15 protein-coding genes are annotated in these 14,100 nt (G+C 63.7%); 12 read left to right on the plus strand and 3 right to left on the minus strand.

Annotation, left to right across the window (positions count from 1 at the left end; translation table 11 throughout):
• Positions 1-3 precede the first annotated feature (3 nt).
• Entirely contained in the window at positions 4-822 is an 819-nt protein-coding gene (gene hpnK / locus ACQY4Y_RS22120) for a hopanoid biosynthesis-associated protein HpnK (RefSeq protein WP_428492729.1), read from the plus strand.
• Here the strand turns inward: hpnK and folK are convergent.
• Positions 793-1,284, minus strand: coding sequence for a 2-amino-4-hydroxy-6-hydroxymethyldihydropteridine diphosphokinase (gene folK, locus ACQY4Y_RS22125; RefSeq protein ID WP_428493696.1), 492 nt, complete (start codon positions 1,282-1,284; stop codon positions 793-795). The two genes, hpnK and folK, sit on opposite strands and share 30 nt — an antisense overlap.
• 165 nt (positions 1,285-1,449) lie before the next feature.
• Between folK and ACQY4Y_RS22130 the strand changes: the two genes are divergently transcribed.
• The 3 genes from ACQY4Y_RS22130 to ACQY4Y_RS22140 all read left to right on the plus strand — a co-directional run bounded on the left by ACQY4Y_RS22130 (position 1,450) and on the right by ACQY4Y_RS22140 (position 3,266).
• A complete protein-coding gene (locus ACQY4Y_RS22130; RefSeq protein ID WP_428492730.1) occupies positions 1,450-2,055 on the plus strand; it encodes an NYN domain-containing protein in 606 nt (201 codons plus the stop codon).
• Between the two features lie 14 nt (positions 2,056-2,069).
• The gene (locus ACQY4Y_RS22135; protein WP_428492731.1) at positions 2,070-2,705 is read left to right on the plus strand and encodes a uracil-DNA glycosylase; all 636 of its coding nucleotides are present in this window, start codon (positions 2,070-2,072) and stop codon (positions 2,703-2,705) included.
• A gap of 138 nt (positions 2,706-2,843) precedes the next feature.
• Positions 2,844-3,266: an Rrf2 family transcriptional regulator gene (locus ACQY4Y_RS22140; RefSeq protein ID WP_428492732.1), complete on the plus strand. Its 423-nt coding sequence runs from the start codon at positions 2,844-2,846 to the stop codon at positions 3,264-3,266.
• Positions 3,267-3,304: 38 nt separating this feature from the next.
• On the opposite strand, the gene ACQY4Y_RS22145 is transcribed toward ACQY4Y_RS22140, so the two are convergent.
• The gene (locus tag ACQY4Y_RS22145; RefSeq protein WP_428492733.1) at positions 3,305-3,973 is read right to left on the minus strand and encodes a sulfite oxidase-like oxidoreductase; all 669 of its coding nucleotides are present in this window, start codon (positions 3,971-3,973) and stop codon (positions 3,305-3,307) included.
• A gap of 103 nt (positions 3,974-4,076) precedes the next feature.
• Between ACQY4Y_RS22145 and ACQY4Y_RS22150 the strand changes: the two genes are divergently transcribed.
• From ACQY4Y_RS22150 to ACQY4Y_RS22180, 7 genes are all read left to right on the plus strand, one after another.
• Positions 4,077-5,234 (plus strand): hypothetical protein, encoded by a 1,158-nt coding sequence (locus ACQY4Y_RS22150; protein WP_428492734.1) that lies wholly within the window; start codon positions 4,077-4,079, stop codon positions 5,232-5,234.
• 312 nt (positions 5,235-5,546) lie between these two features.
• Complete coding sequence (locus tag ACQY4Y_RS22155; RefSeq protein WP_428492735.1) at positions 5,547-6,701, plus strand: fascin domain-containing protein; 1,155 nt, start codon at positions 5,547-5,549, stop codon at positions 6,699-6,701.
• Between the two features lie 312 nt (positions 6,702-7,013).
• Positions 7,014-7,625: an anthranilate synthase component II gene (locus tag ACQY4Y_RS22160; protein ID WP_428492736.1), complete on the plus strand. Its 612-nt coding sequence runs from the start codon at positions 7,014-7,016 to the stop codon at positions 7,623-7,625.
• Between the two features lie 4 nt (positions 7,626-7,629).
• Positions 7,630-8,652: an anthranilate phosphoribosyltransferase gene (trpD, locus tag ACQY4Y_RS22165; protein ID WP_428492737.1), complete on the plus strand. Its 1,023-nt coding sequence runs from the start codon at positions 7,630-7,632 to the stop codon at positions 8,650-8,652.
• A 142-nt stretch (positions 8,653-8,794) separates the two neighbouring features.
• Positions 8,795-9,616 (plus strand): indole-3-glycerol phosphate synthase TrpC, encoded by an 822-nt coding sequence (gene trpC, locus ACQY4Y_RS22170; protein ID WP_428492738.1) that lies wholly within the window; start codon positions 8,795-8,797, stop codon positions 9,614-9,616.
• Positions 9,616-10,092, plus strand: coding sequence for a cyclic pyranopterin monophosphate synthase MoaC (moaC, locus tag ACQY4Y_RS22175; RefSeq protein ID WP_428492739.1), 477 nt, complete (start codon positions 9,616-9,618; stop codon positions 10,090-10,092). Before trpC ends, moaC begins: the two co-directional genes overlap by 1 nt.
• Positions 10,093-10,181: 89 nt before the next feature.
• A complete protein-coding gene (locus tag ACQY4Y_RS22180; protein ID WP_428492740.1) occupies positions 10,182-11,033 on the plus strand; it encodes a polysaccharide deacetylase family protein in 852 nt (283 codons plus the stop codon).
• A 55-nt stretch (positions 11,034-11,088) separates the two neighbouring features.
• Here ACQY4Y_RS22180 and ACQY4Y_RS22185 read toward each other — a convergent pair whose 3' ends face one another.
• The gene (locus ACQY4Y_RS22185) at positions 11,089-13,833 is read right to left on the minus strand and encodes an efflux RND transporter permease subunit (protein ID WP_428492741.1); all 2,745 of its coding nucleotides are present in this window, start codon (positions 13,831-13,833) and stop codon (positions 11,089-11,091) included.
• Positions 13,834-13,886: 53 nt separating this feature from the next.
• On the opposite strand from ACQY4Y_RS22185, the gene ACQY4Y_RS22190 reads away from it, so the two are divergent.
• A complete protein-coding gene (locus ACQY4Y_RS22190) occupies positions 13,887-14,051 on the plus strand; it encodes a hypothetical protein (protein ID WP_428492742.1) in 165 nt (54 codons plus the stop codon).
• The last annotated feature ends 49 nt before the right edge of the window (positions 14,052-14,100 follow it).

A 14,100-nucleotide genomic window follows, 5' to 3' on the forward strand; every position in this document is an offset into this window, starting at 1 on the left:
CCGGTGAGCAGCGTCAGCTTCTGCGCCGACGATTTCGGCTTATCGGAAGCGGTCAACGAGGGGATCGAGCGGGCGCATCGAGAAGGTGCCCTGCAGGCCGCCAGCCTGATGGTGGCCGGGGCCGCCGCCGGCGACGCGGTGCGGCGGGCCAGGGCCAACCCGTCGCTGCGAGTCGGGCTGCATCTTGTGGTGATCGAGGGCCCGGCCGCCCTGCCTCCGGCGGAAATCCCGGATCTGGTCGACAGCGCCGGTTGGTTCCCGTCCGATCAGTTGGCGCTGGGGCTGAAGTATTACTTCCGACCCCAGGTCAGGCGTCAGCTAGAGGCGGAGATTGGTGCACAGTTCGCGGCGTTTGCCGCGACCGGGCTGACGCTGGATCATGCCAATGCGCACAAGCACATGCACCTGCATCCGACGGTCGGGGCGATGCTGTTGCGAGTCGGTGGCGGGTTCGGATTACGCCGGATTCGAGTGCCGGCCGAACCGCCGGCGGTGCTGGCTCGCTGTGGCACCAGGCTGGGGGTCGGTGAGAGGCTGCTGTATCGTTGGACTGGCGTACTGCGGCGGCAGGCTCGGATGGCCGGGGTGACGAGCAGCGAGCATTGCTTCGGGCTGGCCTGGAGCGGCCACATGACAGCCGAGCGCGTGGCGCTGCTGTTGGCCAATCTTCCTGATGGCGAGAGCGAGATTTACTTCCACCCCGCCGCACGCAGGGATCCGCTACTGGACCGGTTGATGCCGTCCTACGAGCATGAAGCGGAGCTTGCGGCGCTGCTGCGGATCGGGCCGCGATCAGAGCGGGCGGATCGCCTGGGGCGGTAGGGCGGCAAGCAAGGCGGCGGCGGAACGCCCGAGCACGGGATGGACCCAGTCGGGTGCCACGTCGAGCAACGGTGCCAGCACGAAGGCTCGCAGATGGGCCCTGGGGTGCGGCAGGACCGGGTCGGGCGCGGCGCGGATCAGATCGCCGATACCGATGATGTCGAGATCGAGGGTGCGGGCGGCGTTGGGTGCGCCGCGCCGGCGCCCGCAGCTTGTCTCGATATCCATGAGGCAGGCGAGCAACGCTGCCGGGTCGGGCGTGTCGCCGGCGTCGAACCGAAGCGAGGCGACGCCGTTGATGTAGGGCGGCTGGCCGGAGGGGGGCACGGGTGCCGATTCGAACCAGCGCGAGTGGCCGATAAGTCGCAGGCGCGGCAGGCTGTCGAGCATCGCGACGGCCTGTTCGCAGGTCCGCAGGGCGGGTGTTCCATCGCTGCGTGGAAGGTTGGCTCCGACCGCGATGAGGGCGGTGCACGTTTCGGGTGTGGCGGCTGTGACACCGTTTCGATGTTCACAAAATTGACTCTTGGATATAGTAATACCTCCTCTCGAGTCCGCCGATTTAGCCGGGACAATCGGTTTGCGCTTGTCCCAATTATTAGCAACCCGCTTTACAAGGTTAGGCCGATGGCTTTTCTTCCCAATGAGCGTGTCGCGCTTTTCATTGACGGCGCCAATCTTTACTCCGCCTCGCGTAATCTGGGGTTCGACGTGGACTACCGTAACCTGCTGGAATACTTCCGTAAAAAGGCCAATGTGATCCGTGCGTATTACTACTCAGCGGTGCTGGAGACGGAAGAATATTCGCCGCTGAAGCCGCTGACCGATTGGCTGGCGTATAACGGCTACGCGCTGGTGACCAAGCCGGCGAAGGAGTTCACCGACGGGGCTGGGCGGCGCCGGGTGAAGGGCAATATGGACATCGAGATCGCGGTGGACATGCTGGAGTTAGCCGACAAGGTTGATCACGTAGTTTTGTTCAGCGGCGATTCCGACTTTCGCCGCCTGGTCGAGGCGGTGCAGCGCAAAGGGGTCAGGGTGTCGGTGGTGTCCTCGATCCGCAGCAGCCCACCGATGGTGGCCGATGAATTGCGCCGGCAGTGCGATTCGTTCGTGGAGTTGGCGGACATCGCGACTGAGTTTACCCGGCGGCAGACCGAGCCGCGGCAGCGAAACAGTGGGACGCGGAGCACGCCGGCCGAACCGTATGCCGACCCGCACGAGGTGACCTGAGCCGGCGGGCCGGGATGGGCTTGCAGGCGCCGGCCGCGGACTGTCCGCTCTGCCCGCGGCTGGTCGGATATCGGGAAACCAACCGAGCGGCCAATCCGGCGTGGTTCAACGGTGCGGTACCGAGCTTCGGGCCATTGGACAGTCGGCTTCTGGTGGTGGGACTGGCGCCGGGCGTGCGCGGGGCAAACCGTACCGGGCGGCCGTTTACCGGCGACTTTGCCGGGATGCTGCTGTACCAGACGTTGATCAAATACGGTTTCGCGGCCGGTGGTTACGCCGCCGATCCGGCGGACGGGATGGTGCTGCGGGACTGCCGGGTGACCAACGCGGTGCGCTGCGTGCCGCCGGCCAATCTGCCGACTCCGGCCGAGATCACGGGATGCAATCTGTTCCTGGCCCGTGAACTGGAAGCGATGCCGCGGCTGCTTGTGGTGCTGGCTTTGGGCGTTGTGTCGCACAAGGCGGTGCTGCGGTCGCGTGGGCTGCGCGCCGGGCTGGTGGCGTTCGCCCATGGTGCGGTACATGCGCTGCCGGACCGGCTGATGCTGGTGGACAGCTATCATGTCTCGCGGCTGAACACGAATACCGGCCGGCTGACGACGCCGATGTTCGAGGCGGTGATCGCGGACATCGCGGCTCGGCTGGGGTAGGATCGGCTAGTATCGCGCATCAGTGAAGCGCGATACGTCGCTGCTTGTTTGAGTATCCGATTCACGCGGCGAATCGCGGACGCTCCGCGTCTCGCGATTCTCTGCGATCGGATACTAGGCGGCCAGAGGGCGCGGGTGATGCGGCTGACGCTTTTTTCCGACTACACGCTGCGAACCTTGATGTATCTGGCGTTGCATCCGGATCGTTTCGTTACCATCGCAGAGATCGCGGCGGCGTACCGGATTTCGTCGAACCATCTGATGAAGGTGGTGCAGCAATTGGCGGCCAGCGGCGAGGTACTGACACTGCGCGGCCAGCATGGCGGGTTGCGCCTGGGGCGCCCGGCCTCGGAGATCCGGGTCGGTGAGATTATCCGCCGCACCGAACCGGAGATGGCTCTGGCACCATGCGCGGAGTGCGTGATCCAGCCCGGCTGCCTATTGCCGGACCTGCTGGATCGCGCGGTCGCGGCGTTCATGGCGGTGCTGGATCAGCACACGGTGGCCGACCTGGTGGCCAACCCGCGCGCGTTGACGTCGTTGCTGGCGAGGCGGGATTAACGTCGGCGCGCGCGACCGCTAAATGCCGGCGGCCGGTTTCAATCGTAACGTTCTTCCTGCCAGGGGTCGGCGTCGTTGTGGTAGCCCCGGCGCTCCCAAAATCCGGGGTGATCGCTGATGGTGAAGTGGATGCGGCGGAGCCACTTGGCTGACTTCCAGAGATAGAGCCGCGGCACCAGCATGCGCACCGGGCCGCCATGCTCGCGGCTGATCGGGCGGCCTTGCCATTGATGCACCAGCAATACGTCAGGCTGGTCGAACTGGTGCAGCCGGATATTGGCGGTGTAGCCGTCGTGGGCGGTGAAGATCACATGGTTCACCTCCGACGACGGCTGGACGATCCGCAGCAGCGCCTGGGCCGAGACCCCCTTCCAGTGGTTGTCGTAGCGCGACCACTGGGTAACGCAGTGGATGTCGGACGCCTGCTCGGTCTGCGGCAGAGCCATGAACTCATGCAGTCGCAGACTGAGACGGTTGGCCACCGCGCCATCGACATCGAGGCGGAACTTGGCTTCGGTGACATCGGGCTGGGCGCCCAGGTCGAGCACCGGCCAATCCTTGACCAGGCGCTGACCGGGGGGCAGTCGGTCGTGATCCGGATCCGCCGTGGTGCCGGTCAACAGCCGGCCCTGCCGGGCCCAGTCCTGCTTGCGCTCGATCAGCTTGTCGCGGATTTTGCCGGTGAACGGCACATCGTCATCGGCCATGAGAGCCTCGGTGGTCGCTGCGGAGCAGTTTGGCGATTAGCCGGCGAGGTGCAAGGCTAGCCAGAGGATACAGTTTAGTTGGCCTTAAAAGAGGATCCACCTCATGGATGGTGCTGACCAACTGCTCGGTCTCATCTACGATGCCGCGTTGGATCCCACACAGTGGTCTACGGTGTTTGCTACGCTCGCGGACGCCATTGGCGGAGTGGGCGCTCATGTCGTCGTGCTGGACAAGGCTCCGGAACTTATTGGCGGGGTTCGGCCGCGTCTCAAAATAAGCGGCACGCGGCATATGGATCCCACCGCCGCCGATCGCTACATGAATGAGTGGTATGCTCTCGACCCCCTAATACCTACTTCAGGAAATGCGGTGGGGCCACCTGGTACAATCCTACAGTGCCATGAGTTCATATCGGCAGATTTCGTTTCGCGAAGCTCCTATTTCCAGGATTTTCTAGTTCCAGCCGGCGGTCGGTATCAATCCGGAGTGACGCTGGTAAACGATCAACACTCTCTCGCGGTCTTGGATGTACACACTCGCAACACGCCGCTTAAGCGTGAGCGGCTGATGGAGTGGGCGCCGATGATAGCTCATCTCCGCCGAGCGGTGCGCATAGGCGCCGTGCTCAAAGAAGGAATTGAACAGGGATTATTGTTACGGCAGGCGGTTGACCGCGAAGGCATGATCTGCGTAATGGTAAGAAGTGAAGCGCGGGTTATTGACCATTCAGAGGCTGGCGCCGAGATGCTGGCCGACGGAGATAGTATTCGGCTGACCGAGGACGGGCTGGTCCGACTGGGTGATGATGCAACAACAGGACGCCTCCGCGCGCTGATTGGGCAGGCCTGCAATGGCCGTGCTGGTGGGGAAATCCCTCTAGTATTGGCCGGCTTGAGGTCAGCAGTGGTTCACGTCGTCCCTGCCGGCGTCGCGTGCGACAACCCATTCAGTCAGCGACAAACAGGGTGCGCCCTGCTGTTCGTAGAGAGATCGAAACAACGGCAGACTCCGGACCCTTCCGCGATCCGTCTGAAACTGGGATGCACGTTGGCGGAAGCCGAGGTGGCAGCGGCGCTCGCGAGCGGGCGAGCACCGCAGGAGATCGCCACGGCCCGCTCCACCAGCATCTATACGGTGCGGGCACAAATTCGAAGACTTCTAGACACAACCGGAGCCCATCGCATCTCCAAACTCATTAGCATAGTGCACGCAGATGTGATAGCCAGCGGTTCCCAAAAAAGCAGCAGACGCGCGATCTAATGCAGTCGTAGTCACTTTTGACGATGCGAAGTCTAGCAGCCAACAGCTAATGTTAACTCACAATTTGCAGCAGACGAGATTGGTCGCTGGGCTACAATCGGGAAAGCCGATGATTGTTCCGACTTGCAGGTAACTGCAATAGCATCGTCGGGGCGCCAATTCAGCGAATGAAAAATTGAAGACAGGTTTCTATCTATATATGAACACAATTCTCCGAATTTACTTTAACACTACGGGACGACGAACAGGCCAGTTTGCTTTGATTACTTTAACGATCACACGGTGGTTCGGAACCAGAAGGAGCGATTTACTATGCAAACATTTCGCGCCGCCATAAAGACAACCAATGGCTTCTTTCTCACCGCAGTGAATGGCGGCGGCCTCGGCGGCCCCGATGCTGGCCCTGCCGTAGTTGCCTTACATACAGACGCTACCGCGGCGGGTAAATGGGAAACTTTTCGAGTCGTAACAAATGGAAATGTTTCCGGAATCGTCAGCGGGAACAGTTTTTCGCTGCAGACGTTGTCCGGAAATTTCGTGACTGCGGTCAACGGTGGCGGGATTGGGGGTCCAAACGATGGCACATCTCCTGTCCACTCTGATGCCACCACGCAGGGTGGTTGGGAAACATTCACCTTCAACCTAGACGACACCGCTAATCCACCAACGGTCCAAATTCAAACGAGTAATGGAAACTATCTTACTTCCGTAAACGGGGGCGGTGTTGGTGGTCCTAATACGATGCCCATTCATACCGATGGAACCAGCGTGGCCGGTTGGGAGAGCTTTGTACTCGCAGGCGTTACCGCGTCGGGAGCCGCGAGCACATCCACCTTCACGTTCTCGCTCGACAACTTTCAAATCCTAAACACTCGTTCCGGAAATATCTTTAGCACATCCTCTGATACCGATTACGCTTCGCTCAGCGTGACAGTGGGAGACAACCCGGCACAGGTAAAAACCCAAAGCATGGGAAACCTGAGGAACGGAACCTACTCGACAACATTAGCATTTAATAATATCCAAGTGGCCGCGACTGACAACGTGATACTTTCATACCAAATAATCAACAGTTCCCAGGGCGAAACTTCAGTGTCAGCCTATCTACAGCAAGCATCGGAGAAAATAGCAAACGCAGCAGTGACGGCTCTTGCGACGACCGGCGGTACAGCCCTCGGGGCGGCCATCAGCGGCCTCCTGCAGATCTTGATTCCAGTTCCCCTAGTAGGAAGCGCCCTCAGCGCACTGGCAGGGTGGCTGGTGGTCGCTGGGTGGAACATTGCCTTCCCTGATTGCGACGGCCCGGTGGCGTCGGGTGTTCATATCTTAAGTGGGGCGTTTCTTCAGTCCCAGACCACGAACGGTCGAAAATATGCGCCTCCCCCCGAAAATCATCCTGGAGTGAATTCGCCGTCGGGGTGTGGATCAAACTCAAACTACAACGTCAGCTGGAGCGTAACCCAGTAACGCCGAGAGGCGCGGATCAGCGGTCGTAGCTGCGTGCCGTTGAGTACCCCCTGCCGGTAGCGCCGCGATCGCTCGACCTCCGCGGCGAAAACGTCCGAAGGTACCTCGATCTGGCCGGTTCGCCGCAAAGCCGGCCCGGGTAACGGACTCTAGCCCAAAAACGCGCGCGCAATATCTGGACCTCGTGGAGTTTTCTGCAGCCGGGCATCCAGTAATGACGTTACGCTGCATCCGCAGGACCCTTACATGGTCGACGTCCTTACCTCGATCGGCGATTGACCGCCGCGCCCTGCAGACCAAAGATGCGTCGTTATGATCCTGCTCATCGACAACTACGACAGCTTCACCTTCAACCTTTACCATTTCCTGGGCGATGTCGGCGCCCGGGACGGCAAATTCGACTGCCAGGTGTGGCGCAACGACAAGCTTTCGGTGGCCGAGGCGATGGCGATGCGGCCGGAGGCGATCGTGCTGTCGCCGGGTCCGTGCACCCCGACCGAAGCCGGCATCTGCCTCGAGCTGATTACCGCAGCGGCCGGTTCGGTGCCGCTGCTTGGCGTATGCCTGGGACACCAGGCGATCGGGCAGGCGTTCGGCGGAAAGGTGGTGCGCGCGCCGCAACCGATGCACGGCAAGGTCAGCGCAATCGTCCATGCCGACAGCGATATCCTGGCCGGCCTGCCCTGCCCGTTCCGCGCCACGCGCTATCACAGCCTGATGGTCGAGCGCGACACCCTGCCCGACGACCTGGCGGTCAGCGCCTGGACCGAGGATGGGCTGATCATGGCGATGCGCCATCGCACGCTGCCGGTCTGGGGCGTGCAGTTCCACCCCGAGAGCATCGCCAGCGAGTGCGGCCACACCATCCTGGCCAACTTCCTGACCCTGGCGCGCGGCAGCAACGCGCCCCTGCGTAACGGCTAAGTTTTTGTCCGCCAACCTGAAACCGCTGATCGCCCGACTCGCCGCCGGCGAAACGCTGACCGAGGACCGGGCGGAGGTGGCGTTCGACATCATCATGTCGGGCGAGGCGACGCCGGCGCAGATCGGCGCGTTGCTGATGGCGATGCGGCTGCGCGGCGAGACGGTGGCCGAGATCACCGGCGCGGTGCGCGCGATGCGAGCGCGGATGACCGCGATCGACGCGCCGGCCGGGGCGATCGACGTTTGCGGCACGGGCGGCGACGGAGCGGGTACGCTGAACGTGTCCTCGGCGGTGACCTTCGTCGTCGCCGGCTGCGGCGTTCCGGTCGCCAAGCACGGCAACCGAGCGCTGTCGTCGCGCACTGGCGGAGCCGACGTGCTGAGCGCGCTTGGGATCAACGTGGATGCGCCGATCGAGTCGCTGTCCGTTATCCTGGCCGAGGCGGGTTGCGTGTTCCTGTTCGCGCCGCGACATCATCCCTCGATGCGCCATGCAGCCGGACCGCGGGTCGAACTGGGCACCCGGACCATCTTCAACCTGCTGGGCCCGCTGGCCAATCCGGCGCGGGTGCGACGGCAACTGACCGGGGTGTTTGCACCCGACTGGACCCGACCGATGGCGGAGACACTGGCAGCACTTGGGCATGAGGCGGCGTGGATCGTGCATGGGATGGGTCTCGATGAACTTTCGGTCGCCGGACCGAACCAGGTGACCGCGCTGCGGGACGGGGCGATCAGCAGCTTCGTCGTGCACCCCGAGGACGCCGGGCTGCCGCGCGCGCCGGTGGCGGCGATCGAGGGGGGCGATGCGGCGTTCAACGCGGCCGCGCTGGAAGCGGTCCTGCAGGGGGCTCCGGGCGCCTACCGTGATACCGTACTGCTGAATGCCGGGGCTGCGCTGATCATCGCGGCCCGAGCCGATGACTTGCGCGAAGGTGTTTCGTTGGCGGCGGGTTCGATCGCATCCGGGGCCGCCCATGCTGCGTTGCAGAGCTTGCGGCGGGTGGGCGGTCTCATCGCATCGTGAGCTCAACCAGTTTCGGCCTGACCGGGCGGGTTGCATATGGTTTAGGATTTTGTTTGATCGCTCGATTGGCGCGCCGGGGTTTGATCGCGCGAATGGCGCGCTGGACCGGTTCCGCTCGGGCGATCGTGCATGGGGAGGCTTGATGGCGGACGATATAGGCTCGATGCCGGATGTGCTCGCCCGAATATGCGACGAGGCGCGAGCGGATGTGGCGATACGCAAGGCCAGGCGCGGGGTCGACGTGCTGCGCCAGGAGATCGCGGCGGCGCACGATGCGCCGCGCGGCTTCGGCTATGCGCTGAAGCAGGCCTCGGCCAGCGGTCGCTATGGTCTGATCGCGGAAATCAAGAAGGCGTCGCCGTCGGGTGGGTTGATCCGGCCGGACTTCGATCCGGCATGGCTTGCGCGGGCGTACGAGGCGGGCGGCGCGGCGTGTCTGTCGGTGCTGACCGAACGGTTGCATTTCCAGGGCGACCCCGAACACCTGAAAGCGGCGCGCGCGGCGGTGAAGCTGCCGGTGCTGCGGAAGGATTTCATGCTCGATCCGTGGCAGGTCCATGAGAGCCGAGCGATGGGGGCGGACTGCATCCTGCTGATCATGGCGGCGCTGACGGATGCGATGGCGCGGGAACTGGAGCAGGTTGCCATGAGCCTGGACATGGATGTGCTGGTCGAGGTTCACGATCGTGAGGAGCTGGATCGGGCGCTGTTGCTGGAGACTTCGCTGATCGGGATCAATAACCGCAACCTGAAGACGCTGAAGACCGACCTGGGCGTGACCGAGACGCTGGCCCCGCTGGTGCCGCCGGACCGTTTCCTGATCGCCGAGAGCGGGATCCGCGACACCGACGACCTGCGACGGCTGTCGGCGGTCGGACCGAACTGCTACCTGGTAGGTGAGAGCCTGATGCGCCAGACCGATGTGTCGCAGGCGGTGCGGGAATTGCTGGGCGACGGTATCTGATGAGTGGTTTCAGTCATTTCGATCAGGCTGGGAACGCCGCGATGGTCGATGTGTCGGACAAGGCGGTGAGCGCGCGGACCGCGACCGCTCGGGTTCGGGTGGTGATGGCGGCGGCGACGCTGGCGATGATCCAGCAGGGGTCGGCGAAGAAGGGCGATGTTCTCGGCGTGGCTCGGCTGGCCGGGATCATGGCGGCGAAGCGGACCTCGGAGTTGATCCCGCTGTGCCATCCGCTGCCGATTTCAGCGGTAACGGTCGATCTGGCGGCTGATGCGGCGGCGAACGCGGTGGACATCGTCGCGACCGTGCGCACCACGGGGCAGACCGGGGTGGAGATGGAGGCGTTGACGGCGGCGAGCGTGGCGGCACTGACGGTGTATGACATGTGCAAGGCGGTGGATCGCGCGATGCGGATCGAGGGGCTGCGGGTGACGCACAAGGACGGTGGAAAGTCCGGAGTGTTTTCGCAGGATTGAGTATTGCGCGGTCGGACTGCCGGGCGATGCGTCGCGTCCGGCGGGATCAGGCCGATCGTCGCCGGTTCGGCTGCGGGTGGAGAGAGCAGATGGAACATAACCGGGTGCCACCTGGATGGCCGGCGGACCGGCCGTTGGCGGTTTCGGTCAGCGTGATGCTGGAGGGTTGGGCGGCGCCGGATGCTCCGGGGATGGGACCGATGGGCAATCTGCTGAAGCCCGGCACGGTGGATCTGCAGGCGCGATCGTGGGCGGATTATGGCGCCAAGGTGGGCGGCTGGCGGTTGCTCGATCTGCTGGATCGGGAAGCGGTGAAGGCGGTGTTCTATACCTCGGGTGTGGTGGCGGAGCAGTTCCCGGCGCTGGCGGCGTCGATCGCCGGGCGCGGTCATCCGGTGGCGGCGCACGGCTGGAGCCAGGGCACCCTGCCGGCCTATCTGAGCCCGGAGCAGGAGGCCGCCGATATCGCGCGTTGCGTTGATATGATCGGTCGCGCGGCTGGGTCGCCGCCGCTGGGCTGGCTCAGTCCGCGGTGTACTCCAAGCGCGGCGACGTCGGGGCTGCTAGCGGCGCAGGGGTTTGGTTTTCATGCGGATATGTTCGATGCCGATCTGCCGTATCTGATCCGAACGCCGTCGGGGGCTCTGGTCGGGGTGCCGTTCACCATGGAGGTGAATGACATGCCGCTGTATGTTCGATACGGAAACGAGCCCGATGCGTTCACCCGAATTCTGACCCGGATCGTCGATGGGTGGCCGCGATTGGGATGCCCGTATGCGTGCCTGGACGTCACGGTTCATGCGCATGTCTTTGGGCGGCCTTTTGGCGCGCTGGCGTTGCTGGATGCGCTGGCGGTGGTCAGGCAAAAACCGCACTGCTGGCTGACCAACCACGCTGAACTGGCGGCGCTGTGGACCGGTCCGGGTTCGCGGGCGGAATGAGATGAGCAGGGCGGGCAAGGACTGCCATGGCAGCAGTTGCTACGCCACGGCGCCGCTATTCCGCGGGGTGTTCGGTGGAGCGGCGCCGGAACAGCCTCGATGCCCGGTCGCTGAGCACCTCGAACCCGACGAACAACATCGGCACAAACAAGGTGCCGACGAACGAGGCCAAAATCATGCCGCCGAAGACGGTGGTGCCGATTGATACCCGGCCGCCGGCCCCCGCGCCGGTGGCGATCACCAGCGGGATGACCCCGATGATGAAGGCCAGGGCGGTCATCATCACCGGACGATAGCGGGTCCTTGCGCCCTCGTCGGCGGCCTGCATGACGGTGATGTCGCCGCGCTCCAGCCGGTCCTTGGCGAATTCCACGATCAGGATGGCGTTCTTGGCGGCCAGCCCGATCAGCAGCACCAGGCCGATCTGTCCGTATACATCCAGCGCCATGCCGCGCACCATCAACGCAAGCAAGCCGCCGATCACCGCGAAAATGACCGGCAGCACGACGGAGAGCGGCAATGTCCAGCTCTCATACAGGGCCACCATGAACAGGTAGGAGAAGATCACGGCGAACACGAACGCCGCCGATTCCTGGCCGGCCGATTGGAGTTCCTGATAGGACATTCCGGTCCAGTCATAGCCGAACCCCTGGGGCAAATGCTGAGTGCCGACCTGTTCCATGGCGGCGATGGCCTGCCCGCTGCTTTTGCCGGCGCTGGCGGAGCCGTTGACCAGCACGGCGGGATACTCGTTGTAGGCGTTGATCGAGTCGGCGCCCTGCACGGTGGTGATCTTCACCAGGGCGTTCAGCGGCACCATGGCGCCGCTGCTGCTGCGCACGTACAACTGGCCGATGTCGTTGACCTGGTTACGGAACTGCTGTTGCGCCTGGACGATGACCTGGAAGACGAAGTTCTGGTAGTTGAACAGGTTGACGAACTGGCTGCCGAGGTTGGCCTGCAAGACGGCATAGACCGCGGCGGGGGTGACCCCGAGCAGGGAGGCTCGGGTGGTGTCAACGGTGACCAGGATTTGCGGCATGCTGGCCGAGAAGCTGGTGAACACGGAGCTGAGGTTGGGGTCCTGGTTGGCTGCGTAAATCAGCGCGCGGGACGCGGCGGCGAGTTCGGCTGGAGATTGGCCGTTGCGCGCCTCCAGCACGTAGTTGATGCCGCCGGCGGCGCTGAGCCCGGGAATGGCGGGCGGATTGAAACTGACGATCTGCGCCGTGGGCATGGCATTGAAGACCGGTGCCAGCTTGGCGATCACGCTGGGGATCGACTCGCTGGCGCTTCGCCCTGCCCATGGCTTCATGATGGCGATGACGGTGCCGGCATTGGGTTCCTGGGCGCCGGCGACGATGCTGAAGCCGCCGAGTTCGATGGAATGGGCGACCCCCGGTGTGTTGCGCAGGGTCTTGCCGACCTGGTCCACCACTGCCTGGGTGCGGCCCAGCGAGGCGCCGTTGGGGGTCTGGATGTTGACGAAGAAATAGCCCTGGTCCTCGGCCGGCAGGAAGGCGCTTGGGGTGCGTTCGAGCAGCAGGTAACCGATGCCGAAGGCGACGACGAGGCCCAGCGAGCCGAGCAGCAGGCGGCGCGACAACAGGCCGACCGCCCAGCCATAGCCGTCCCGCGCGACGCCAAATCCGCGGTTGAACCAGCGAAAGCCGACGAATCGCGTCGGTTTCGGAGGCCGCAGCAGCAGGGCGCAGAGCGCCGGGCTGAGGCTCAACGCGTTGATTCCGGAAATCACTACCGATACCGATATGGTCACCGCGAACTGCCGGTAGAGGGCGCCGGTCACGCCGGAGACGAAGCCGACAGGGGCGAACACCGCCACCAGCACCAGGGTGGTCGCGATGACCGGCCCGGTGATCTCGGCCATCGCGACATTGGTGGCCTCGGCGACGGAGAGTTTTGGGTCCTGCTGCAGGGTTCGGGTCACGTTCTCGACCACGACGATGGCGTCATCCACGACCAGGGTGATCGCCAACACGATGGCGAACAGGTCCACGGTGTTGGCGGAGTAGCCGAGCACGTAGAGGACGGCGAAGACGCCGATCAGCGAGACCGGAATGGCGATCGTCGGGATAAGCGTGGCGCGCCAATCCTGCAGGAACAGGAACACCACCAGCACCACCAGCACCAGGGTGATCGCCAGGGTGCGGACGATTTCGACGATATTGGCGCTGACGAAGTTGGTCGCGTTATAGACGATGGCGTATTTCAGGCCGGGCGGAAACTGCTTCGACAGCGTCTTCATCTGCTGTTCGACGGACCTGGCGACAGCCAGGGCGTTGGCGTTCGGGGTCTGATACAGCGCCAGCGTGGCGGACGGACTGCCGTCGAGTCCCGCCGTGGTGGTGTACTGTTGGGCCGCGAGCTCGACGGTGCCGATATCCTTGATCCGCACCACGCCGCCATTCTGGTTGGCGCGGATGATGATGTTCTCGAACTCCTCCGGCGTGGTCAGCTCGCCTGGGGTGATGACAGTCAGCTGCTGCTGCTGGTCTCCGGGAAACCGGCGGTTGGCCAATTTGTCCGGCCGCTGGATCGCGGCAATCACGTCGGATGCGGTGAGGTTCATGCCGGTCATCCGCACCGGGTCCATCCAGATGCGCATCGCGTACTCGCGCTGGCCGAAGATCTGGGTGTTGCCGATGCCAGGGGTGCGTGCGATCGGCTGCTGCAGGTGCATGTAGGCGTAATTCGAGATGAAGACCCCACCTGGATGTTCTGCGACCAGAGCACCAGCTCCAGCTCCGGTACCTACAATCTTCACCGCGACCTTCGCCATCGGCTCCGACCCGAACATCGATCCCGGACAACAACAAATACGACCAGGTCAACGTGCAGAACCGCGTGCAGCTCGCGCAATCGCTGTTGCCAGCCGAGGTGACCCAGGAAGGACTGACCATCCGCGCCGCAACCAGCAATTTCGTGCTCGCGGTCAACCTCTATTCATTTAGCTGTTCTGCCTTGGGGCGCTTGTCGAACGGACCGATATACCGCTAGTGAGCGGGCAGCGGATAATGAGCGGGCAGCGGACTGGCACACCAGCGGG

Source organism: Rhodopila sp. (assembly GCF_965277165.1).
Lineage (GTDB): Bacteria > Pseudomonadota > Alphaproteobacteria > Acetobacterales > Acetobacteraceae > Rhodopila.